This window comes from Variovorax sp. GW821-FHT09D05 (assembly GCF_059416325.1).
Map to the genome: position 1 here is coordinate 96,545 of NZ_JBWKOZ010000004.1, position 21,256 is coordinate 117,800.

21 protein-coding genes are annotated in these 21,256 nt (G+C 68.1%); 10 read left to right on the plus strand and 11 right to left on the minus strand.

Annotated elements, in window-relative coordinates:
- Positions 1–5: 5 nt before the first annotated feature.
- On the plus strand, positions 6–482 hold the full coding sequence (locus AC07O3_RS11700) for a winged helix-turn-helix transcriptional regulator (RefSeq protein ID WP_093172210.1): 477 nt from the start codon (positions 6–8) through the stop codon (positions 480–482).
- Between the two features lie 237 nt (positions 483–719).
- Here AC07O3_RS11700 and AC07O3_RS11705 read toward each other — a convergent pair whose 3' ends face one another.
- From AC07O3_RS11705 to AC07O3_RS11715, 3 genes are read right to left on the minus strand one after another with little or no spacing between them, the layout of a single operon-like run.
- Positions 720–1,997, minus strand: a complete 1,278-nt coding sequence (locus AC07O3_RS11705) for an AI-2E family transporter (RefSeq protein ID WP_495339374.1) — start codon at positions 1,995–1,997, stop codon at positions 720–722.
- Positions 1,994–2,740 (minus strand): LytR/AlgR family response regulator transcription factor, encoded by a 747-nt coding sequence (locus tag AC07O3_RS11710; protein ID WP_495339375.1) that lies wholly within the window; start codon positions 2,738–2,740, stop codon positions 1,994–1,996. The genes AC07O3_RS11705 and AC07O3_RS11710 overlap by 4 nt, the downstream gene beginning before the upstream one ends.
- Positions 2,737–3,810, minus strand: coding sequence for a sensor histidine kinase (locus AC07O3_RS11715; protein WP_143047724.1), 1,074 nt, complete (start codon positions 3,808–3,810; stop codon positions 2,737–2,739). The genes AC07O3_RS11710 and AC07O3_RS11715 overlap by 4 nt, the downstream gene beginning before the upstream one ends.
- A gap of 56 nt (positions 3,811–3,866) precedes the next feature.
- Here AC07O3_RS11715 and argH point away from each other — a divergent pair, with 56 nt between their 5' ends.
- Both argH and AC07O3_RS11725 read left to right on the plus strand, forming a co-directional pair.
- The gene (gene argH / locus AC07O3_RS11720; RefSeq protein WP_093049331.1) at positions 3,867–5,264 is read left to right on the plus strand and encodes an argininosuccinate lyase; all 1,398 of its coding nucleotides are present in this window, start codon (positions 3,867–3,869) and stop codon (positions 5,262–5,264) included.
- A 19-nt stretch (positions 5,265–5,283) separates the two neighbouring features.
- Positions 5,284–6,762, plus strand: coding sequence for a rhomboid family intramembrane serine protease (locus tag AC07O3_RS11725; protein WP_093172214.1), 1,479 nt, complete (start codon positions 5,284–5,286; stop codon positions 6,760–6,762).
- Between the two features lie 18 nt (positions 6,763–6,780).
- Here the strand turns inward: AC07O3_RS11725 and AC07O3_RS11730 are convergent, their stop codons facing one another.
- From AC07O3_RS11730 to AC07O3_RS11750, 5 genes are read right to left on the minus strand one after another with little or no spacing between them, the layout of a single operon-like run.
- Positions 6,781–7,458 (minus strand): GntR family transcriptional regulator, encoded by a 678-nt coding sequence (locus AC07O3_RS11730; RefSeq protein ID WP_093075625.1) that lies wholly within the window; start codon positions 7,456–7,458, stop codon positions 6,781–6,783.
- Between the two features lie 57 nt (positions 7,459–7,515).
- On the minus strand, positions 7,516–8,487 hold the full coding sequence (locus AC07O3_RS11735) for a Bug family tripartite tricarboxylate transporter substrate binding protein (RefSeq protein ID WP_426391793.1): 972 nt from the start codon (positions 8,485–8,487) through the stop codon (positions 7,516–7,518).
- 51 nt (positions 8,488–8,538) lie between these two features.
- Positions 8,539–9,525, minus strand: coding sequence for a zinc-binding dehydrogenase (locus AC07O3_RS11740; RefSeq protein WP_097199820.1), 987 nt, complete (start codon positions 9,523–9,525; stop codon positions 8,539–8,541).
- Between the two features lie 23 nt (positions 9,526–9,548).
- On the minus strand, positions 9,549–10,358 hold the full coding sequence (locus AC07O3_RS11745; RefSeq protein WP_495339376.1) for an enoyl-CoA hydratase: 810 nt from the start codon (positions 10,356–10,358) through the stop codon (positions 9,549–9,551).
- A gap of 10 nt (positions 10,359–10,368) precedes the next feature.
- Entirely contained in the window at positions 10,369–11,559 is a 1,191-nt protein-coding gene (locus AC07O3_RS11750; RefSeq protein WP_495339377.1) for a CaiB/BaiF CoA transferase family protein, read from the minus strand.
- Positions 11,560–11,696: 137 nt separating this feature from the next.
- Between AC07O3_RS11750 and AC07O3_RS11755 the strand changes: the two genes are divergently transcribed.
- From AC07O3_RS11755 to AC07O3_RS11770, 4 genes are read left to right on the plus strand one after another with little or no spacing between them, the layout of a single operon-like run.
- Positions 11,697–12,389, plus strand: coding sequence for a GntR family transcriptional regulator (locus AC07O3_RS11755; RefSeq protein WP_495339378.1), 693 nt, complete (start codon positions 11,697–11,699; stop codon positions 12,387–12,389).
- Positions 12,390–12,436: 47 nt separating this feature from the next.
- Entirely contained in the window at positions 12,437–13,411 is a 975-nt protein-coding gene (locus tag AC07O3_RS11760; RefSeq protein WP_093049305.1) for a Bug family tripartite tricarboxylate transporter substrate binding protein, read from the plus strand.
- Between the two features lie 59 nt (positions 13,412–13,470).
- The gene (locus AC07O3_RS11765) at positions 13,471–14,841 is read left to right on the plus strand and encodes an MmgE/PrpD family protein (RefSeq protein WP_495339379.1); all 1,371 of its coding nucleotides are present in this window, start codon (positions 13,471–13,473) and stop codon (positions 14,839–14,841) included.
- A gap of 20 nt (positions 14,842–14,861) precedes the next feature.
- Positions 14,862–15,686, plus strand: coding sequence for an ABC transporter substrate-binding protein (locus tag AC07O3_RS11770; protein WP_495339380.1), 825 nt, complete (start codon positions 14,862–14,864; stop codon positions 15,684–15,686).
- A gap of 9 nt (positions 15,687–15,695) precedes the next feature.
- Here AC07O3_RS11770 and AC07O3_RS11775 read toward each other — a convergent pair whose 3' ends face one another.
- Positions 15,696–17,006: a hypothetical protein gene (locus AC07O3_RS11775; RefSeq protein WP_093049296.1), complete on the minus strand. Its 1,311-nt coding sequence runs from the start codon at positions 17,004–17,006 to the stop codon at positions 15,696–15,698.
- Between the two features lie 31 nt (positions 17,007–17,037).
- Positions 17,038–17,577: a hypothetical protein gene (locus tag AC07O3_RS11780; RefSeq protein ID WP_093049294.1), complete on the minus strand. Its 540-nt coding sequence runs from the start codon at positions 17,575–17,577 to the stop codon at positions 17,038–17,040.
- 166 nt (positions 17,578–17,743) lie between these two features.
- Between AC07O3_RS11780 and AC07O3_RS11785 the strand changes: the two genes are divergently transcribed.
- The 3 genes from AC07O3_RS11785 to AC07O3_RS11795 all read left to right on the plus strand — a co-directional run bounded on the left by AC07O3_RS11785 (position 17,744) and on the right by AC07O3_RS11795 (position 19,969).
- Positions 17,744–18,319, plus strand: coding sequence for an RNA polymerase sigma factor (locus tag AC07O3_RS11785; protein WP_371127341.1), 576 nt, complete (start codon positions 17,744–17,746; stop codon positions 18,317–18,319).
- Between the two features lie 28 nt (positions 18,320–18,347).
- The gene (locus AC07O3_RS11790) at positions 18,348–19,109 is read left to right on the plus strand and encodes an anti-sigma factor (RefSeq protein WP_495339381.1); all 762 of its coding nucleotides are present in this window, start codon (positions 18,348–18,350) and stop codon (positions 19,107–19,109) included.
- A 101-nt stretch (positions 19,110–19,210) separates the two neighbouring features.
- On the plus strand, positions 19,211–19,969 hold the full coding sequence (locus tag AC07O3_RS11795) for an SGNH/GDSL hydrolase family protein (RefSeq protein ID WP_495339382.1): 759 nt from the start codon (positions 19,211–19,213) through the stop codon (positions 19,967–19,969).
- Between the two features lie 10 nt (positions 19,970–19,979).
- Here AC07O3_RS11795 and opgC read toward each other — a convergent pair whose 3' ends face one another.
- On the minus strand, positions 19,980–21,122 hold the full coding sequence (gene opgC / locus AC07O3_RS11800) for an OpgC domain-containing protein (protein ID WP_093049285.1): 1,143 nt from the start codon (positions 21,120–21,122) through the stop codon (positions 19,980–19,982).
- Positions 21,123–21,256 lie beyond the last annotated feature (134 nt).

Here is a 21,256-nt window from a genome sequence, read left to right on the forward strand (position 1 = left end):
AAGCCATGGCCCGAAGAAGAAGCCTCAAAACCGACGCATGCCCGATGGCACGCGCGCTCGAGATCGTCGGCGACCAATGGTCGCTGCTCGTCATCCGCGACGCATTCGACGGCATGAAGCGCTTCGGCGAGTTCCAGCAGAGCCTGGGCGTCGCGAAGAACATCCTGTCGGACCGGCTGAAAAATCTGGTGCAGGAAGGCGTGCTCGACCTCGTGCCCGCCTCCGACGGCTCGCTCTACCAGGAGTACGTGCTGACGGCCAAGGGCAAGGGCCTGTTTCCCGTGGTGGTGGGCCTGCGGCACTGGGGCGAAGCGCACCTGTACGCCAAGGGCGAGCGGCATTCGGTGCTGCTCGAGCGCGACAGCGGCAAGCCGGTGCCGAAGATCGACCTGCGCACGCGCGACGGAAAGCCGCTGGACCCGGACCTCACCTTCGTGAAGAAGCTGCCGGCAACAACAGCGACTAAAGCAGGCTCTCGCTGATGAACGGGAAAAGCAGCCACAGCTGCAGCCGCGTGCCGAAGTCGACGCCGGGGTCGCTCTCGTAGACGGTCTCGGCGCCGTTCACGCTCCCCACCCACTGCAGCCGATCGCCCGATTCTCGGCGCTGTCTTCGCTGGTGGGTGCAGTGTCGCTGTCGCGTGCGGTCAACGACGAGGCTCTTTCGCGGGAGATCCTCACGGCTGCGGCTGGCGAGTTGAAGGCCCTGCTGGGCTAGGCCTACTCCCCCAGCAGCTCCCCGATCGGCTGCAGGTCTTCCACCCGGTCGCAGATCGACTTGATCACCATCGTGATCGGAATGCCCAGCAGCAGGCCCCAGATGCCCCAGAGCCAGCCCCAGAAAATCACGCCCACGAACACTGCCACCGGGTTCATGCGGCTGGTGCGGCTGGTGAGCCAGGGCATCAGCAGGTTGCCGATGATCGTGTGGATCGCCAGCGACACGCCGCCCACCACGATGCCCATCTGCAGGCTGTTGAACTGGAGGAAGGCCACCAGCCCCGCGGCCGCCAGCACGATCACCGAGCCGATGTAGGGAATGAGGTTGGTCACGGCCGCGATGATTCCCCACACCGCCGCGTTCTCCACGCCGAGGGCCCAGAACGCCAGCCCGGTCGCCACGCCCACCACCCCGCTCACCAGTATCTGCACCAGCAGGTAGCGCTCGATGTTGCGGGTGATGTCGTCCAGCACGTGCACCGTGACCTTCTTCTTCTGCAGGCTCGACCCGGTGATCTTGATGAGCTTGCGCCGGAAGGTGTCGCCCGAGCAAAGCGCGAAGTAAGTGAGGAAAGCCACCAGCGTGAGCTGCCCCATCGCGCTCAGCAGCCCGACGGTGCCGCTCAGCAAGTAGTCGCGCACGTTGAAGCCCGGCCGTTCGATGACCACGCGCGCCACGCCCTTGCGCGCTGCAACGCGGGCGGAGTTTTCTTCGGCGGCTTTCTCGAGCTGCGCGGCGGCCTGCTGCACGCTTTCGAGCGGCGTGGCGCTGGCGCCCTTGTCGCGGCGCATGGCCTGGCCGAGCTTCTGCGCGGCCACCGGCAGCGAATCGAGCAGCTGCGAGGCGCTGCCCGAGAGCGAATAGCCGGTCCAGCCCAGCCCGCCGAACAGCCCCACGAGGATCAGCGCTGCGCCAATCCAGCGCGGCAGCTTCCAGCGATGGAGCAGGTCCACCAGCGGCGAAAGCGCGTAGGTCAGCAGCAGGCTCAGCATCAGCGGAATGAACACGGCCTGGCCCCACTGCAGCGCGAACACGCTGGCCAGCACCGCGAGCACCACCAGCGAGGCGCTGCGCACGTCGACGGGCATGTGCAGCAGCAGGCGGTCGCGCGCGGGTGCGGGCGGCTCCGGTTCGGGCTCGGTGACCGGTTCGGGCTCTTGCGCCTTGGGCGCAGGTGCGGGCTCGACCGCTGCGGCCTGCGGTGGCTCGGCAGCCGGTTCCGGCTTTGGCTCAGGCGGCGGTGGCGCCTCGGCAGCCGCGGGCTTGTCGTCGCTCATCGCGCTTCCTTGAGCACTTCGCGCACCGCGGCAAGCTGGCGACGCGACACGGCCACGGGTTCGGGAATGGCGTCGAGCCGCAGGGCCCAGCCCTCGGCGTCTTCGCCGTCGTCGTATTTCTCCAGCGCGCGAATCGCCGAGCGCGCCACCAGCGCATTGCGGTGCACGCGCAGGAAGCGGTTCGGATAGCGCTCCTCGAACTCGTTGAGCGAGCCGTCGAGGATGTGGCTGCGCGTGGCGGTGCGCACGGTGAGGTACTTGTATTCGGACTTGAGGTAGAGCACTTCCGACAGCGGCACGCGCTCGGCTCGGCCACGGTCCTGGATCAGCACCGTCTCGGGTACGGCCTCGGCCTGCAGCGCGCGGCGCTCCTTCAGGAAGCGTTCTGCCTTCTGCAGCGCCTGCTGCAGACGCTCGGCGCGCACGGGCTTGGTGAGGTAGTCGACCGCATCGAGGTCGAAGGCCGTCACCGCGTGGGTCGCGTGCGCGGTCACGAACACCACGGCCGGCGCATCGGAGCGGCTGCGCAGCGCGCGCGCCACCTCGATGCCGTCGACGCCGGGCATGTGCACGTCGAGCAGCACCAGGTCGAGCGCCATCGCGGTCAGGTGCTGCAGCGCCTCGGCGCCCTGCGAGGCCTCGGCCACCACCTCGGCGGCGGGCGATGTGCAGTCGCGCAGCAGCGTGCGAAGGCGCGAGCGCGCCAGGGCTTCGTCGTCAACGATGAGTGTCTTGAGGGTCATGATTCGGCGGGGATCGCTATGCGCACCCGGTAGCTTTTCTGGTCCATGCCGGCGCTGAACTGCATCTGCATGTCGTGCAGCAGCCGCAGGCGGTCGCGCACGTTGGCCAGCGCGATGCCGTGGCCGCGCGGCAGCGGCTCGTCGGCCCAGCGCAGCGGCGGCAGGCTGTTGACCACCTCGATCACCACCATGGAACCGCGCCGCTCGGTGCGGATGCGCAGCCTGGCGCCCTCGGGGCTGGGCTCCACGCCGTGCTTGATGGCGTTCTCGACCAGCGGCTGCAGCAGCAGGGGCGGCAGGCGCGCGTTGCTGGCGGCGGCGTCCAGGTCCCACCGGATGCGCAGGCGGTCGCCGAAGCGCACCTGCTCGATGGCCAGGTAGCGCTCGGCCAGCGCGATCTCGTCGGCCAGCGTGCACGATTCGCCCGGGTCGGCCAGCGCCTGGCGGAACAGCTCGGCCAGGTCTTCGAGCATGGTCTCGGCCTTGGCCGGCTCCTCGCGCACCAGCGCGATGGCGCTGTTGAGCGTGTTGAACAGAAAGTGGGGGCGGATACGCGACTGCAGTTCTTCCAGCCGCGCGGTGGTCGCCGCCGGCGTCTGGCCCCGGGCGCGCAGCACCATCGCGGCCATCACCAGCCCCGCGAACAGGGCTCCGGTCAACGCACTGGCCAGCCACGGCGCACTGGCAAGAACACCCGTCAGCCGCAGCAGGCCACATCCATACAGCGCCGACACCGCACCGAGCACCGCACCGGCCGCGTACTGCCCCTGCTTCGGCAGGCGCCGCAGCGGCTTCTTCAGCCCGCAGGCGCTCACCAGCCACATCAGGGTGGCTGGCAGGGCCCCGCCAGTGACGGTGGCCGTCTGCACCAGCCATTCGCCGGGCGTGGAGGCCACGAACAGGGTGGCGATGGCCACCACCGCCTCGACGAACACCACGGTGCGCAGCACCACCCCGATCTGGCAGGCGTCGAAGATCGATGGGTCGCCGCGCAGGGGCGTGCGCACCCTTTCCGACGATGACGGGGGCGTGGGGGTAGAGCTGGCCGATAAAATCGCCGGGTTGCGCATCGCAGACATCAGATCCATCGGGTGACCAACCCATTATTGCCTCCTGGACGGCTCCCATGACCCAAAACCAATTCGACAAGAAATCCGAAGCCTGGTCGGCCCTTTTCTCCGAACCGATGAGCGACCTGGTGAAGCGCTACACCTCCAGCGTCTTCTTCGACAAGCGCCTGTGGCAGGCCGACATCCAGGGCTCGCTGGCCCATGCCGGCATGCTGGCCGCACAGGGGATCATCGGCGTGCAGGACCACGCCGCCATTGAACGCGGGATGGCGCAGATTCGCGCCGAAATCGAATCCGGCGCCTTCGAGTGGAAGCTCGACCTCGAAGACGTGCACCTGAACATCGAGGCCCGCCTGACCCAACTGGTCGGCGACGCCGGCAAGCGCCTGCACACCGGCCGCAGCCGCAACGACCAGGTCGCCACCGACGTACGCCTGTGGCTGCGCGGCGAAATCGACCTCATCGGCGACCTGCTGGTCGAGCTGCAGAAGGCACTGGTGGACATCGCCGAGAAGAACGTCGACGTGATCCTGCCGGGCTTCACCCACCTGCAGGTGGCGCAGCCGGTGAGCTTCGGCCACCACATGCTGGCGTATGTCGAGATGTTCAGCCGCGATGCGGAACGCATGGGCGAGGTGCGCAGGCGCGTCAACCGCCTGCCGCTGGGCGCCGCCGCGCTGGCCGGCACCAGCTACCCGCTGGACCGCGAGCTGGTCGCCAAGACGCTGGGCATGGACGGCGTGTGCCAGAACAGCCTGGACGCCGTGAGCGACCGCGACTTCGCCATCGAATTCACCGCTGCGGCCAGCCTGTGCATGGTGCACATCAGCCGCATGAGCGAAGAACTCATCCTGTGGATGAGCCAGAACTTCAGCTTCATCCAGATCGCCGACCGCTTCACCACGGGCTCGTCGATCATGCCGCAGAAGAAGAACCCCGACGTGCCCGAGCTGGCGCGCGGCAAGACCGGCCGCGTGGTCGGCCACCTGATGGCGCTCATCACGCTCATGAAGGGCCAGCCGCTGGCCTACAACAAGGACAACCAGGAAGACAAGGAGCCGCTGTTCGACACCGTCGACACGCTCAAGGACACCCTGCGCATCTTTGCCGAGATGATCGGCGGCATCACCGTGAAGCCCGAGGCCATGGAAATGGCTGCGCTGCGCGGCTACGCCACCGCCACCGACCTGGCCGACTACCTGGTGAAGAAGGGCCTGCCCTTCCGCGACGCGCACGAAACGGTGGCGCATGCCGTCAAGGCCGCCACTTCGCACAAGGTCGACCTGGCCGAGCTGCCGCTGGCCGTGCTGCAGCAGTTCAACCCGGGCATCGAGAAGGACGTGTACGACGTGCTGAGCCTGCGCGGCTCGCTGAACGCACGCAACATCCTGGGCGGCACCGCCCCGGCGCAGGTGAAGGCGCAAGTGGCGCGCCACCGCGCCCGCCTCGGCTGATCGCACCGGCGGCCGCACCGTGTTCTACGCCATCCCGCTCGAGAACAAACCGAGCTGGCGCAACCCACCGTGGATGACGGTGCTGCTGATCCTCCTGAACATGCTCGTGTTCTGGGGGCCGCAGCGCAGTGAAGAGAACACGCGCGAGCGTGCCGCCAACTACTACACGAAGAGCGTGCTGCCCGAACTGGAGCTGCCGCCCTTCGTCGAATGGCTGGAAAAAACCGACCCCAAGCGCGGCAAGCTGGCCCGGCGCATGCTGCCGCACGAAGAGGCTTATCCACAGCTGCTGGAAGGCCTGCAGAACGACAAGAAGTTCCTGGCGAAGCTGCGGGCCGACGAGGTCATCAAGCCCACGAACCCGCAGTACGGCGAATGGAAGCGCGACCGCCAGCAGTACGAGGCGATGCTGCCGGCGCCCTTCACCGAGCGCTGGTCGCAGGACTACAACAAGGACGCCGAGTTCAAGCCCTGGACCTGGATCACCGCCGCCTTCCTGCACGGCAGCACCGGCCACCTGCTGGGCAACATGCTGTTCCTCTTCCTGTTCGGCTTCTCGGTCGAGCTGGCGCTGGGGCGCGGCACCTACCTGACGTTCTATCTGCTGGGCGCCGTCGGCTCCTCCCTGCTGGCCGGCTGGGCCTATGCGGGCAAGGAGGGCTACGGGCTCGGCGCCTCGGGCGCCATCTCGGCGCTGATGGGCATGTACGCGGTGATGTACCGGCTGCGGCGTATCCGCTTCTTCTACCAGCTGTTCTTCTATTTCAACTACGTCACCGCACCGGCCTTGCTGCTGCTGCCGGCCTGGATCGTCAACGAGCTGATGCAGCACTGGCTGGGTGGCCAGGGCATCGCCTACATGGCCCACCTGGGTGGCCTGCTGACCGGCGCCGCGCTGATGACCGGCGCCATGCTGCTGGGCCGCGTGAAAACGCCCGAAACCGTCAAGTCGGAAATGACGAACGACGACGACCACTTCGATGCGCACGTGGCAGCCGCACGCCGGCTGGCCGCCGCAATGAAGTTCGAGCCCGCCTGCGCCGAGTGGCGCGCCGCCGCCGCCCTGCGCCCCAACGACGCCGACACCCTGCGCGCCTGGTTCAACACCGCGCGGCTGCAGCCCGCGAGCGACGACTTCCACCAGGCCGCGCGCCGCATCTTCCGCCTGCCCGGCACCGACCCCGAAACGATTGCGCTGCAACACGCCAGCTACAAGACCTACCTCGACCAGGCCAAGCCTGGCCTGCGCCTGAAGCCCGACGACATGGCCCGGCTCGCGCGCCGCTTCGCCCGCATCCGCGAGTTCGGCGATGCCGACATGCTGTGCCGCATCCTGCTGAAGACCGCGCCCGACCATCCGCAGCTGGCCGACACGCTCTCCGTGTGTGCGAACGGGTTGCTGCATGCCGGTGAACGTGAAAAGGCCTTGGGCCTGTTGCCGCACCTGCTGCGGCTGGCGCCGAACGACATGGTGACGCGCGCCCTGCAGCGCGCCTGACAAGCGCCTGAGCGGGCGTCAGCCGCCCGGCATCGGCTCTTCGAAATTCGACAGCAGCCGCGCCCGGCCAGCCAGCACATGGCGTTCGGCGGCAGAGCGCGCACGCGCGCGGTTCGACGCCACGATCGCCTCGAAGATCGCGCGGTGCTCGATGTTCGAGCGGCGCATGTTGCCCGGCGCGTTGAAGTACTTCCGCCGCACCAGGTGCAGTTCCTTCACGTAGTCGTCGTAGGCCTGGTGGGCGCGACGGTTGTTCGACAGCGTGAGGATCAGCGCGTGGAACTGCAGGTTCAGCTCGTAGTAGAGCGTGCCGTCTTCCGCGTCGCAGGCGGCGTCCATCGCAGACAGCAACGACTCGAACTGCTTCTTGTGCTCTTCGGTGAGGTGCTCGCAGGCGCGGTCGGCGGCATAGCCGAACACCAGTGCGCGCATCTCGTAGATCTCCAGCATCTCGCGCAGCGAAAGCTGCCGCACGTACACGCCGCGGTTGGTTACCGCATTGACGATGCCCAGCCCCGCCAGCACCTTGATGGCCTCGCGGATCGGTCCGCGGCTGGTGCCCATGCGCAGTGCCAGGGCCGCCTCGTTGAGCCGCTCCCCCGGCTTGAACTCCCCGGTGTAGATCAGCTGCTTGAGTTCATTGACGATGGCATCCGACAGTGCGGAACCACGGGTGCTGGAAGATGGCGGAGGCATGCGGCAATCCTAACTTCAGACCAACTGCGCTCCGCCCAGCCTGGTCCTGGCCGGCGGCTAGTCGACCTTGACGTTCGCGCTCTTCACCAGCTTCACCCAGAACTTGCCGTCCTCCGCCAGGAAGCTGCCGAACGCCTCGGGCGACGCGGAGACCGACACCTCGGTGCCGTCGCGCGCCAGCGAGGCCTTGACCGAAGGCTGCTGCATCGCGGTGACGGTCGCGTCGTAGATCTTCTTCACCACGGCCGGCGGCGTGCCGGCGGGCACGAACATGCCGTACCAGAACTCGAGGTGGTAGTCGGGCAGGCCCGCCTCCTTCATGCCCGGCAGCCCGGGCACCAGCGGCGAGCGCTCGCGCGTGCTGACGGCCAGCGCGAGCAGCTTGCCGCCGCTGGCCATGGGCAGCACCGAGGGCGAGGTGCCGAAGGTCAGCTGCGTGTCGCCCGCCATCACCGACTGGATCGCCAGGCTGCCGCCCCGATAGGGAATGTGCGTCATCTCGGCACCGGTGATCTGGCCGAACAGCGCCGCGCCCAGGTGCGGCGCCGAGCCGTTGCCAGAAGTCGAGTAGTTGAGCTTGCCCGGGTCCTTCTTCGCCGCCGCGACAAGGTCGGCCACCGAGCGGATGCCAGTCGCGGGGTTGACGGCCAGCACCAGCGGCGAGGTGGTGATCTTGGTAACGGGCGCGAGGTCGCGCGCCGAATAGGCCAGCCTGGGGTTGAGCGCCGGGTTCACCGAGATGCTGCTCGGGCTTGCGATCAGCAGCGTGTAGCCGTCGGGCGGCGCCTTGGCCACGATTTCCGCGGCAATGCTCGAGCCGTTGCCGGGCTTGTTGTCGATCACCACCGGCTGACCGAGCGCCCTGGCGAAGGCATCGCCCATCGCGCGGGCCACGTAGTCGGCCGCGCCGCCCGGGGCGAAGCCGATCACGAGGCGCACCGGCTTGCTCGGGTAGTCCGCCGGTTGCGCCCAGCCGGTACTCGCGAAGGCGCACAGCCCGAGGGTCATGACGAGGTTTCTGGTGTTCATGCGCTTGTCTCCTTCATTGTGTTTTTCGTCGCGCGCTTCGGGACGGATCGATCAGCCCGCGGGCGGCATTCGCAGCACGATCTTTCCGACATGGCCTCCGGCTTCCATCCGGTCCTTCGCTTCCTGCAGCCTGGCGAAGTCGAAGACGCGGTCGACGTGCGGCTTGATCCGCCCCGCGGCAATGTGCGGCAGCACGTCGGCCACGAAGGCGGGCAGCGCCGCTGCGCGCTGCGCCTTGCTGCGCAGCTTGTTGGACACGCCGAACACGGCCAGCCGCTTCGCATGCAGGGCCGCCAGGTCGAGCTCGGCCTTCACCACGCCGTCGACATAGCCCACGGTGGCGAGCCGGCCTTCGAAGGCCATCGCGCGGATGTTTTCGGCGAACACCGTGCCGCCGACGGTGTTGATGACGATGTCGGCGCCGTGGTCCTGCGTCACCTCCAGCACGGCGGCCGCGAAGTCAGGTGTGCGCGTGCAGATCGCGACATCGAGCCCCAGGCTTTGCAGCAGCGCCAGCTTGTCGGCCGAGCCCGAGGTGCCGATCACCTTGGCGCCGAGCGCCTTGGCAAGTTGAAGCGAAGCCACGCCCACGCCGGAAGACACGCCGTTGATCAGCACCCAGTCGCCCGCGCGCAGTCGGCCTTGCAGCACGAGCATGTCGTACGACACCAGGAAGGTCAGCGCGACGCTGGCGGCCTCTTCCCACGACAGGCTGGCCGGCATGGCCATCGCCTCGATGTCTTCCATCAGCGCGTATTCGGCAAAAGCCCCTGCGCAGCGGCCCATCACCCGGTCGCCCGCGCGAAAGCGCGTGACCTCCGCGCCGACGGCAACGACCTCGCCGGCCCCCTCCCCGCCGATCGCCTTCCAGCTCCCGGCCTGGCCGTGCAGGCCATGGCCCGACACGAACTCGCCGCGGTTGAGCGACGCGGCCCGCATGCGCACCAGCAGCTGGTTCGCTCCCGGCTGCGGCACGGCCGTGTCGCGTATTTCGAGGACCGTGGCCTCGTCGCTCATCTGCATCCAGTACGACTGCATGGTGTTTGTCTCCTTGCTTCTTCTCAGCGTCCGGTGAAGACCGGCTTGCGCTTCTGCATGAAGGCAGTGCGGCCTTCGGTGTAGTCGGCGCTTTCGAAGCAGTCGCGGATCAGCGAGTTGCACAGCGCCAGGTCAAGTTCCGGCGAGGGCTTGAGGATCTCGCGCGTGATCGCCTTGCCCGCCGCAATGGTGAGCGGCGCGTTCTCCGCCATCGCGCCGGTGTATTCGGCGAGCAGTTGTTCCAGCCCGTCCGGCTCGCTCACGCGCGTTACCAGGCCCAGTGCCTTGGCTTCGGCTGCATCGATGCGGCGGGCCGTGAAGAACAGGTCTTTCGCCGCGCCGGGGCCGATCAGGTCGACCAGGTTCTTCATCGCCGAGTAGCGGTAGCCCAGGCCGAGCCGCGCCGCCGGAATGGAGAACACAGCGTCCTGCGCCGCGATGCGGATGTCGCAGCTGATCGCCACGTTCACGCCGCCGCCGATGCAGTAGCCGCGGATACAGGCGAGCGTGGGCTTGGGAAAGTCGTGGATGCTCATCAGCGCGTCTTCGGCCATGGCCTCGTAGCGGGCCACGGCCGCGCGCGCCGCGCGCATGTCCTCGAACTGCGAGATGTCGGCGCCCGAGACGAAGGCCTTCTCGCCCGCGCCCGAGAAGACGACCAGGCGCACACGGTCGTCGTCCTGCGCCTCGCGCAGCAGCTGCGGCACGGCCTCCCACATGTCGACCGACAGCGCGTTGTGCCGCGCGGGGTTGTTGAAGCGGATGTGCAGCGTGCTGGCGTCGAGCCAGGTCTGCACGCGTTCGGTGCTGGATGCGTAGGTGGGGTTGGTCATGCTCTTCTCTTCAATAGACTCCGGTCGCTTTCATTCGGGCAAGCTCGTCCGGGCCGAGGCCCAGTTCGCCGAGGACTTCTTCCGTGTGTTCACCGCGCCGCGGCGCTGCGCGGGCGATGGTGCTGGGCGTGCGTTCGAGCTGCATCGGCTGGCCGACCAGCCGCTGCGGGCCGAGGCGCGCCGAGACCACGTCCTTGACCATGCCGAGGTGCCGGATCTGCGGCTCCTCGAACACTTCGCGCATGTCGCTGATGAGGCCGCAGGCCACGCCGCCGGCGTTGAACTGCTCGATCCAGTGGCTGCGGTCCTGCGCGGCCAGCCGGCGGTCGATCTCGGCGTTGAGCGTGTCGCGGTTGACGGAGCGCGAAGCCTTGTCGTGATAGCGCGGGTCTTCGATCCATTCCGGCGCGCCGAGGATCTGGCAGAAGCGCTCCCAGATCTTCGAGCCGAAGACGGCGATGTTGAGGTAGCCGTCGCGTGCCTTGTAGACGCCGGTCGGGATGCTGGTCGGGTGGAAGTTGCCCGCCTGCGTGCCGACTTCGCCGTCGATCAGGTAGCGCGAGGTCTGGAAATCCATCATGTAGACCATCGCCTCCAGCAGCGAGGTGTGCAGCCACTGGCCGCGGCCCGATGCTTCGCGCTCCAGCAGGGCCACGAGGATGCCCTGCGCCGCGAAGATGCCGGCGCAAAGGTCGGCAATCGGGATGCCGACGCGCACCGGGCCGTCGCCCGGCAGGCCGGTCACCGACATCAGGCCGCCCATGCCCTGCGCGATCTGGTCGAAGCCCGGTCGCTTGGCAAGCGGACCGCTCTGGCCGAAGCCCGAGATGCTGGCGTAGACCAGGCCCGGGTTGTCGGCCGAGAGCGTTTCGTAGTCGATGCCCAGGCGGAACTTCACGTCGGGCCTGAAGTTTTCGACCACCACGTCGGCACTGGCGATCAGGCGCTTCAGCGTAGCGACGCCCTCTTCTTCCTTCAGGTTGAGCGTGATCGAGCGCTTGTTGCGGTGGGTGTACTGGTAGTCGGAGCCGTCCTGCCCGCCAAGCGTGTCGTCGCCGCGCATGTGCTCGGGCATCTGCACCTGGATCACGTCGGCGCCCCAGTCGGCGAGCTGCCTGCAGGCCGTGGGCCCGGCGCGCACCTGGGTCAGGTCGATGACGCGAAAGCGTTGCAGGGCGGAAGAGGCAGGCAGATGGGGCATGCGGGCTCGATGAAGAAGGACCTTGAACGGGCCAGATTGTTTTCATCGACAACCAAAAGTGTCAACACTTTTATAGAAACAGTGGACATTAAAGGCGCCAACCGTATACGATATTCCGGCAAACAAAGGATCTCCTCATGCTGCCCTGGCTCGCCGAACAGGCCTCCGATCACCTCTCGACCGTGCGCGACACCCCGCTCGCAAAGCTGGTGCGAGACGACATGCTGGTGATGATCCTGCGGGGCGAATTGAAGACCGGCCAGCGCATCAACGAGCCCGACGTTGCCGCCCGGCTCGGCGTTTCGCGGGTGCCGGTGCGCGAGGCCCTGCGCGAACTAGAAAGCACCGGACTCGTGGTCGCGCGCAAGCACGCCGGCGTCTTCGTGCGCGAGCCGACCAGCGACGAAGTGCACGACCTCTACGAGATGCGCGGCCTGCTCGACGGCTTTGCCGGGCGCCGCGCGGCGCGGCTGGCCGAGCCGGAACGCATCGCGCTGGCCGATGTGCTCGACGCCTCCATCGCCGCCATGAACGCGGCCTTTGCCGCCCACGACGTGCAGCGCTACTACCGCGAGAACCTCGCCTTCCACTGGGCCATCGTCGAGGCGGCGGGCAACCACGCGCTGGCCCAGACCTACCGGACGATCGTGCAGAAGCTGCACCTGTCGCGCCTGAAGAACCTCTCGCAGGACATGGGCATGCGCGCGTCGATCGCCGAGCACACGCGCATTGCCCGCGCGCTGCGCAAGGGCGACATCGCCCGCTGCGAAGACCTCATGGCGCGCCACGTGAGCGACGCCTACGACCGCCTGCAGAGCCGTCGCCACTGAACGCGCGGCGCAGCCGCTCTTGCCCGAACAACTACCAGGAGACATTCATGCAACGCCGCGCCTTCACACTGGCCATTCCTACTTCCGCATTCCTCGGGATGCACGGTCTTGCGCGCGCGCAGGACTTTCCGAACAAGCCCATCCGCTACATCGTGCCGGTCGCGGCCGGCGGCGGCAGCGACATGGTGGGCCGCACCGTCACCGAACGCTGGGGCAAGCTGCTCAACCAGACCTTCATCGTCGACAACCAGGGTGGCGGAGGCGGCGTGATCGCCTCGCAGAACACGGCCCGCGCCCCGGCCGACGGCTACACGCTGATGCAGGGCTACGTCGCCACGCACGGCACCAGCCCCGCGACGCGCCAGGTGCCCTACGACCCGGTCAAGGACTTCACGCCGATCGGCATGATCGGCGGCACGCCCAACGTGCTGGTGGTCAACGCCGACCTGCCGGCCAAGGACTTCAGGCAGTTCGTCGAATACGCGAAGGCCAACGCGGGCAAGCTCAGCTATGGCTCGGCCGGTGCGGGCTCGCTGACGCACCTGACGATGGAACTCTTCAAGCAGCAGACCGACCTGCAGATGACGCACGTGCCGTATCGCGGCGTGGCGCCAGCCTTCAACGACCTGATGGGTGGCCAGACGCAGGCCATGTTCCCCGGCCTGGCCGCGGCAATGCCGCACATCAAGTCGGGCCGAGTGCGTCCGCTGGCAGTGACCGGCAAGGCGCGGCATCCGCAGATCAAGGACGTGCCCACGCTCGAGGAACTGGGCTTGAAAGGCTTCGACGCGATGCAGTGGTACGGCGTGGTCGGCCCGGCCAACATACCGCCCGCGGTCGTGAAGCTGCTCAACGACACGCTCAACACCGTGCTCAAGGCGCCCGATCTCAGCGAGAAGCTGGCGATCGAGGCCGTCGAGCCCATGCCCATGAGCGCGCAGCAGTTCGGCGACTACATCCGCGCCGACGTCGCGCGATGGACCCAGCTCGCGCGCGACCGCAAGATCGAGCTCACGACCTGAAGCCCGCCACAGTTTTCCTTTTTTCCCTTCCCAGCTATCCACCAAAGGCTTTCACACACATGGCCCGCAATACCCAGGTCGCCGCAGACCACAACGCACCTCCCATCACCCGCATCCTTGCCGAGTACGTCGCGGGCCATGCCTCGCGCGGCTGGAGCGACGCGGTGGACCACGAGGCGCACCGCACCTTCCTCAACTGGCTGGGCTGCGCCGTGGGCGCCGCGCGGCACGAAGCCGTCGAGGCCGCATTGGCCGCCGTGCAGGTGCTGCAGCCCGCGCCACAGGCCACCGTGCTCGGCCGCACGGAGAAAGTCGACATCGCGAACGCGGCGCTGCTCAACGGCATCAGCTCGCACACCTTCGATTTCGACGACACGCACCTGAAGACCATCATCCACCCCGCCGGCCCGGTGGCCTCCGCCGTGCTGGCGCTGGCCGAGCACACGGGCGCGAGCGGCCGCGCGGTGCTCGATGCGCTGGTGCTGGGCATCGACGTTGCCTGCCGCCTGGGCAACACCGTCTACCCCGAGCACTACGACCGCGGCTGGCACATCACCGGCACCACGGGCATGTTCGGCGCGGCGGCGGGTTGCGCGCGCCTGCTCGGGCTGGATGCGGACCGCACGGCGATGGCGCTCGGCATTGCCGCATCGCAGCCGGTCGGCCTGCGCGAGCAGTTCGGCACAATGACCAAGCCATTCCATCCGGGCGGCGCGGCGCGCGCCGGCCTGATGGCCGCGCTGATGGCCCGGCACGGCTACACCGCGAGCCCGAAGGCGATCGAGGCGCCGCGCGGCTGGGCGCAGGTGGTGTCGACCAGGTACGCATGGAACGAAGTCACCGACGAGCTCGGCGAGCGTTTCGAGATTTCATTCAACAGCTACAAGCCCTTTGCCTGCGGCATCGTGATCCACCCGAGCATCGACGCCTGCGTGCAACTGCGCGAGCGCGGCATTGCACCGGAGCAGATCGAACGCATCGAGCTCAAGGTGCACTCGCTGGTGCTCGAACTCACGGGCAAGAAGGAGCCGGCCGACGGGCTGCAAGGCAAGTTCAGCGTGTACCACGGGTGCGCGGCCGGCCTGCTGTTCGGCCGTGCGGCCGAAGAAGAATTCGCCGACGACATCGTGACGCGGCCCGACGTGGTCGCCCTGCGCCGCAAGGTCGTGGCCACGGTGGACGACAGCATCGACGAGGCCAGCGCCGACGTGACCGCGGTGCTGACCGATGGCCGCCGCGAGCACGTGTTCATCGAGCACGCCATCGGTTCGCTGCAACGCCCCATGAGCGACGCGGACCTGGAGCGCAAGTTTCACGGGCTGTCGAACGGCATCCTGGGCGCGGAGCGCACGAGCGAGCTTCTTGCAGCCTGCTGGACGCTGGGCACTGCCGCCGATGTGCGCAGCCTTGTGGCGCTGGCCCGGCCCTGATACGGAGAACGGAGACCCGCATGAAACCGTCCGACCTTTCCCGCGCCATCGCCCGCCGCGCCTTCTGCGCCGCGGGCGGACTCCTGCTGGCGGGCTGCGCCGGCACCAGGGCCAGTTCGCAAGCAGCCGCCGCGGCGGAGCTCGGCGGTACCGGCAAGCTGCGCGCCGCCATCAACTTCGGCAACCCGATCCTCGCCAGCCGCGGCGCGGGTGGCGTGCCGAGCGGCGTCTCTGTGGACCTTGCGCGCGAGGCGGCGCGCCGCCTCGGCCTGGCCGTCGAGCTGGTGCAGTTCAACTCGGCTGGCAACGTGGTCGAAGCGGTCAAGGCGCGGCAGGTCGACATGGCCTTTGTCGCCATCGACCCGGTGCGCGCGGCGGACATGGAATACACCGCGCCCTACGTGATCATCGAAGGCGCCTATCTGGTTCGCAACGGCTCGCCGCTGCAGCGCAACACCGATGTCGACCGCGCGGGAACGCGCGTCGCGGTGGGCCGCGGCAGCGCCTACGACCTGTTCCTCACGCGCGAGCTGAAGGCCGCCACGCTGGTGCGCGCATCGACCTCGCCCGAGGTCACGAACCAGTTCCTGGCCCAGAACCTCGACGTGGCCGCCGGCGTGAAGCAGCAGTTGGAAGCGGATGCCGCGCGAGTGGGCGGCGTGCGCCTGCTGCCGGGCCGCTTCATGGTGATCGAGCAGGCCATGGGCGTGCCGAAGGGCCGGCTCGCTGCGCAGGCGTGGCTCAGCGATTTCATCGAGGAGATGAAGGCATCAGGCTTCGTTGCCGAGGCGCTGAAACGGCACGGCATCGAGGGCGCCGCCGTGGCGCCGCGCCGCGCCTCGTAGTACCGCGCGCTAGGCCGCCGGGGTCGGCCGCAGCAACCAGCGCACTTCCTGCGTCTGCTCGCTGTCGGGGTAGCGCGACTCCATCGTCGTCAGGATGGGCTGCGCCATGTCGGCCCGGCCCAGCCCCTGCACCAGCGCGCGGGCGGCCAGCTCGTAGGCCTGCGGAATCGCCTCGTTGCCGCGAAAGCGCTTGTCGAAGCCCGACAGCAGTGCCAGCGTGGCGTGCGCATCGCCGTTGCGCCATTCGGCGCGCGCCATCGCGATCACCATGGCGGCATCGTCGAGCGCGAAAGCCTTGTCCTTTTCCTTGCAGGCCTTGAAGACCTTGAGCGCCTCCGAGGCCAGGTCGCGCCGCATCAGCAGCGGGATGAAGCGCCGCGCCTGATCGAGCATCGTGTCCTTCTTGTCGGGCATCAGCGCCAGCACGCGGTGGTAGCGGCGCTGCGCCGCGAGGTCGTCGGACGCGGCCGTGCGCTGGGCCTCGTAGGCCGAGCCCAATGCGGCCGCGAGGTCGCCCTCGGTGATCAGCTGCGCCACTTCTGCGTCCATGCGCTGCGCGGCGATCTGCTCGGGCGTGCGGCGGTCGACCGTGGCGCCGTCGCCCAGCTCGCTGCCCGGCACGGCGTCGAAGCCGAAGGCGTCGTGGTGCTGGAACATCACGTAGCCCAGCAGGCTCGCCATGACCCAGCCGAAGTAGATGAAGGCGAAGTTGATCACCGGCAGCGCGATGCGCCCGTCGAACATCGGCAGCAGCATCGACAGCGCCACCTGCGCGCCCGTGCTCAGCAGGAACAGGAAGAAGCACAGCAGCGCATACGGCCAGCCGATGATGCGCATCGCGTCCATCACGTTGCCGGGGTTCATTGCCTGGAAGAAGCTGGCCGACTGCACCAGCACGATCACCGCCGCCGGGAACGTGAACGACATGACGAACAGCCCCACCGTGCCGAGGATCGGCGCGTACCAGGCAAGCCAGCCGATGAGGAAGGCCTGCACCATCGTGATCGCGAACAGCTTCCACGGCAGGTAGGTCCAGTCGTCGCTGGACTCGCGGCCGAAGTCCGCCGAATCGCGGATGCCGCGCGCGCCCAGCGCAATGATCTTGAAGCCGTAGCGGCTGGCCGCCAGCATGATGCCGACCTCGATGACGAAGAGCGCCAGCGCGTCGGGCAGGAAGAAGATCGCGTCGAAGAACAGGCTGCAGAACGACAGCAGCAGCCCGTAGGCCAGCGGCCGCATCTGGAACGGAAAGGCGAAGAAGCTGTTCAGGCGGTGCCAGAACGGCGGTGGCGGCGGTGCCGCATCCTTGACGACGATCATGGCAACGACCCCCTGTTTTTTATGGATTCGCTTACTTGCGGAAGAAATCGCTCTGGCTCATGGCGCCCCGGCCGCCCAGGCGCACCACGGTGGCCTCCTCGGCATGCACCAGGCGCATCTGGCCCAGCTCGCTCTCCAGACGCTGCGTGAAGCTGGTCTTGAGCTGAATGACCGACTCGCCCATCTGCAGCACGCTGGTGCCCTTGACGATGGCGCTCTTGCGGTTGGGCGCCACTTCGACGGAATCGATGTGGTAGTCGTAGTCGAGGGTGAGGATGCCGCCCATCTGGTCGCCGACGCGGCGCAGGATCTCGAAGGTCTTGTGCTGCGCCTCGCAGGCCTCGTCGCGGTTGTGCGAGGTCTCTTCCGTGCGGCCCATCATGGTCGTCTTGCTGTCGATGACGGCCTTGCGGCTGAGCTGCTTGCACAGCTTGTCGGCGTCGCGGGCGGCAATGGCGCGCGCTTCCTTCTGGTAGTAGTCGCGCACCATCGGCTCGTCGAGCTTGCGACCGCCGATAAAGAAATACCACGCGCCCACGCAGAGCACGATCGCAATCGCAATTTGCTTCATTTCCCCGCTCGCGCGTGTGCGCGTCCCTCTAAATTTTGCGGGCAGTATACGTTGCCGAATGTTTCCTAAAGACTGCATTCGACCTGAAATCGGGCCTGCGGCATGAATCCGGCCACCCGGGCGCCCCGTATATCTGGCATGTGCATCGATGCCCCACAATCCGCGGATGCCAGCTCCCAGCCCCGACGCCGAACTGATGGCGCTGATCGACCGCATCGGCCATCGCGACGAAGCCGCCCTGCGCCAGCTCTACGACCGCACCTCGCCCAGGCTGATGGGTCTGGCGATGCGCGTCGTGCGGCAGCGCGAATGGGCCGAGGACGTGCTCCAGGAGGCCTTCCTGACTGTCTGGCGAGTCGCGGGCGACTATCGCGCCTCGCTCAGCCCGCCGCTGGCGTGGCTCGGGCTGATCGTGCGCAGCCGGGCGCTCGACCTGCTGCGCCGCCGCACCGCCGACCGCGCCCAGCTGACCCAGGAATTCGACGAGCTCATGGCCGACCAGCTCGAATCGGACGCGCCCAACCCGGCCGACACCGCCGATGCGAGCGAGCAGGCCTGGGCGCTGCACCAGTGCCTGAGCCAGCTAGAGGGCCGCCAGCGCGAGGTGGTCAGCCTGGCCTACCTGCGCGACATGAGCCACGGCGAGCTGGCCGAGCAACTGAAGCTGCCGCTCGGCACGGTCAAGACGTGGATCCGGCGCGGGCTGGAAAAGCTGCGCGTCTGCATGGGGCGCTTTGCGTGAGAGCGACGATGAACAAGGCAGCCTCCCAATGAACCTCATCGCCCACCCCGAACTGCTCGAACTGCTGGCCGCGAGCCATGCGCTCGGCACGCTGCGCGGCGGCGCCCGACGCCGCTTCGAAGCCCTGGCCCGCGAACAGGCACCGGTGCGCGCCGCCGCGCTGGTCTGGCAAGGCCGGCTCGCGGGCATGACCGAACTGCAAACCTCGGTCGCGCCCGACCCAGCCGTGTGGACCCGCATCCGCAACATGATCGACGCCGAGCAGTCGGCACTCGCCATCGAACGGCAACGCGATGCCGCCAATGCCGGGGCCGACAGTGAGCCGCGCCAAGGCGGCTGGCTGCGCAGCCTCACGCTGTGGCGCGGCGCCACCGCCGCCGGCGCGCTGGCCACGGTGCTGGCCGTGGCGGTCGGCCTGAACCTGCGCGACCAGCTGCACAACGCCCCGGCGGTGCAGTACGTGGCCGTGCTGAGCGACGACAAGGACGCAGCCTCGATGCTCGTGACCTTCGACCCCAAGAAAAAGCAGCTGGTGCTTCAGCGCGTGGGCGGCTTCAATGAAGGCAACGACAAGTCGCTGCAGCTCTGGGCCCTGCCGCCGGGCGGCGCGCCGCGATCGCTGGGTGTGCTCGACAACGCCCCGGGCCTGCGCCTCGCGGCATCGGAGTCCGACGTGCATGCCGTGCCTGCGCTGGCCATCACGCTCGAAGCCAAGGGCGGCGTCCCGCCGGGCAGCGGGCCGAAAGGACCGGTCCTGTTCAAGGGCGCGCTCATCGAGAAAACCATCTAGGCGAGACCCGGCTGTCAACGATCACAGCCCCTGGGGCGTCGTGATGGAAAATCCGCCTACCGCTCGCTCCCCGCCCTTCTTCCGTTCTTCCGATGCATTCGATGAAAACCGCGCTGGCCGCGATCGCCCTGCTCACCGCAGCGCTCACAGCGCACGCCCAGTCCAGCTTCTTCCCCCAGGAATCCGAGACGGCCGCTGCCGAGGCCGCGGCCGCGCGCGACTACCTGGCCGCCAAGGACCGCTGGCACAACGAGCTCGCGGCTTTTGCGCGCGCCGACCAGGAACGCTTTCCCGCGCCCGGCGGCGTGGTGTTCGTCGGCAGTTCCACGGTGCGCATGTGGACCCGCCTGCAGCAAGATTTCGCGCGCGTGCCCGGCGGCGTGATCAACCGCGGCTTCGGCGGCTCGACGCTGCAAGACTGCAGCCTCTTCGCGCGAGACCTCGTGGTGCGCTACAAGCCCCGGCAGGTGATGGTCTATGCGGGCGACAACGACCTGGCCGAGGGCCGCACGCCGCTGCAGGTGCTCGACAGCTTCGCGCGCTTTGCCAACGCGGTGCGCGCCGAGCTGCCGGATGCGCGCATCAGCTTCATCTCGGTCAAGCCCAGCCCCTCGCGCGAGCAGCTGATGCCGCAGATCCGCGAGACCAATCACGTGATCTCGGCCTACCTGAACCTGCTGCCCAACAGTGAGTTCATCGATATCTACACGCCGATGCTCGGCGCGGATGGCCGCCCGCGCATGGAGCTTTTCCGCGGCGACAGGCTGCACATGACGGACGAGGGCTACCGGCTCTGGCACTCGGTGATCGCGCCGCACCTGCCTGTTCCGCCCGCGCCGCCGACGGCCAGCCTGCCCTGAACCTGGGCGCTCAGGCCGGCGCGGGCTCCGACGGCACGTCGTCCGCCGGCGGCGGCACGTCCGCCCCACGCGTGAAACGCGCCACGAAGTACATCCCCGAGAACACCGCCAGCAGCAGCAGGCCGTCGCCCCACCATGGCCGCGCCGTCTGGCTGTCGCCGTAGAAGGCCAGCACCAGCAGCACCGCCACCAGGTGCGCGCAGAACACCGGCAGCGAGGCCGAGCCCATTGCCTCCAGCCAGCGTAGCCGCGGAATGCGCCGCATCAGCCAGGGCCCGAAGCGCACCGCCAGGATGCCCAGCGCCACCAAGTTCACCAGCCGCAGCGGCCCGAGCTGCCATTTGTCGAACAGCAGGTTCAGCTCCACGTCGCCGCCGAACGGCGCCTGCCCGTTGATGCCGGTGTGGCGCCAGTAGACGCCGTACAGCGCGATGCCCGCCGCCAGCACCAGCAGCCACGCCGGAAAGCGCAGCGGCCGGGCTTCCGGCCCGTTGCGGGTGGCGCCGATGCACAGCCCCGCGAACCACAAAAACTGCCAGGCATAGGTGTTGAACGCGCCCATCTCGTGGAACGGCACCGGCACACCCAGGTAGCGCTCTGCCAGCCCGTAGACCCATTCGCTGAGCCCGAACTGCGCCGCCGCCCACACGGTCGCGCTCGCCACCATCACCCAGGTCCAGCCATGGCGCATCGCGAAGGCCAGCACCCAGGGGCTCAAAAGCATGAAAAAGATGTACATCGGCAGGATGTCGAGCAGCGCCGGCTCGTAGATGAGCAGCAGCCCGAACAGGAAGCCCTCGCGCGGCTCCGCCAGGTAGTACGACACCAGGTTCTTCACGGCCGGCTGGTCGATGTGCAGCCCCACCGCCGCGATCACCGTGAACAGGAACAGCAGGATCGCCGCCTGGCACAGGTAGACCTTCAGCACGCGCCGCCAGAAGGCCTGGCGCATCGAATCGACCCCGCGCAGATAGCCGATGCGGCTGTACACCAGCCCGGCCACGAAGGCCGACAACAGCACGAAGCCCTCTGCCGCCGAAACGAACCCGAAAGGCTGGCCCAGCGGATCGGTCAGCCGGGTGGGAAGGTGGGTGACGGTCATCAGCACGAGCATCAGCCCGCGCAAGGCGTCTATTTCCCAGTAGCGTTTCATCGGTCGGCGGCGAGGTCTTGGTGGCGGTCCGCGCGGCGCACGCACGACAGTGGCTGATTGTAAGAAGGCCGGTGTAAAGACGTTTCGGGGTGCGTGCGAACGACACCGTCGTAGTGAGCGCACCTCCGGACAGC

Bases quoted from the DNA above. Each gene is read 5' to 3' on its own strand.
- AC07O3_RS11700 (WP_093172210.1), top strand. From the start codon at position 6: ATGGCCCGAAGAAGAAGCCTCAAAACCGACGCATGCCCGATGGCACGC.
- AC07O3_RS11705 (WP_495339374.1), bottom strand. From the start codon at position 1,997: ATGAGCGACGACAAGCCCGCGGCTGCCGAGGCGCCACCGCCGCCTGAG.
- AC07O3_RS11710 (WP_495339375.1), bottom strand. From the start codon at position 2,740: ATGACCCTCAAGACACTCATCGTTGACGACGAAGCCCTGGCGCGCTCG.
- AC07O3_RS11715 (WP_143047724.1), bottom strand. From the start codon at position 3,810: ATGCGCAACCCGGCGATTTTATCGGCCAGCTCTACCCCCACGCCCCCG.
- argH (WP_093049331.1), top strand. From the start codon at position 3,867: ATGACCCAAAACCAATTCGACAAGAAATCCGAAGCCTGGTCGGCCCTT.
- AC07O3_RS11730 (WP_093075625.1), bottom strand. From the start codon at position 7,458: ATGCCTCCGCCATCTTCCAGCACCCGTGGTTCCGCACTGTCGGATGCC.
- AC07O3_RS11735 (WP_426391793.1), bottom strand. From the start codon at position 8,487: ATGAACACCAGAAACCTCGTCATGACCCTCGGGCTGTGCGCCTTCGCG.
- AC07O3_RS11740 (WP_097199820.1), bottom strand. From the start codon at position 9,525: ATGCAGTCGTACTGGATGCAGATGAGCGACGAGGCCACGGTCCTCGAA.
- AC07O3_RS11745 (WP_495339376.1), bottom strand. From the start codon at position 10,358: ATGACCAACCCCACCTACGCATCCAGCACCGAACGCGTGCAGACCTGG.
- AC07O3_RS11750 (WP_495339377.1), bottom strand. From the start codon at position 11,559: ATGCCCCATCTGCCTGCCTCTTCCGCCCTGCAACGCTTTCGCGTCATC.
- AC07O3_RS11755 (WP_495339378.1), top strand. From the start codon at position 11,697: ATGCTGCCCTGGCTCGCCGAACAGGCCTCCGATCACCTCTCGACCGTG.
- AC07O3_RS11760 (WP_093049305.1), top strand. From the start codon at position 12,437: ATGCAACGCCGCGCCTTCACACTGGCCATTCCTACTTCCGCATTCCTC.
- AC07O3_RS11765 (WP_495339379.1), top strand. From the start codon at position 13,471: ATGGCCCGCAATACCCAGGTCGCCGCAGACCACAACGCACCTCCCATC.
- AC07O3_RS11770 (WP_495339380.1), top strand. From the start codon at position 14,862: ATGAAACCGTCCGACCTTTCCCGCGCCATCGCCCGCCGCGCCTTCTGC.
- AC07O3_RS11775 (WP_093049296.1), bottom strand. From the start codon at position 17,006: ATGATCGTCGTCAAGGATGCGGCACCGCCGCCACCGCCGTTCTGGCAC.
- AC07O3_RS11780 (WP_093049294.1), bottom strand. From the start codon at position 17,577: ATGAAGCAAATTGCGATTGCGATCGTGCTCTGCGTGGGCGCGTGGTAT.
- AC07O3_RS11785 (WP_371127341.1), top strand. From the start codon at position 17,744: ATGCCAGCTCCCAGCCCCGACGCCGAACTGATGGCGCTGATCGACCGC.
- AC07O3_RS11790 (WP_495339381.1), top strand. From the start codon at position 18,348: ATGAACCTCATCGCCCACCCCGAACTGCTCGAACTGCTGGCCGCGAGC.
- AC07O3_RS11795 (WP_495339382.1), top strand. From the start codon at position 19,211: ATGAAAACCGCGCTGGCCGCGATCGCCCTGCTCACCGCAGCGCTCACA.
- opgC (WP_093049285.1), bottom strand. From the start codon at position 21,122: ATGAAACGCTACTGGGAAATAGACGCCTTGCGCGGGCTGATGCTCGTG.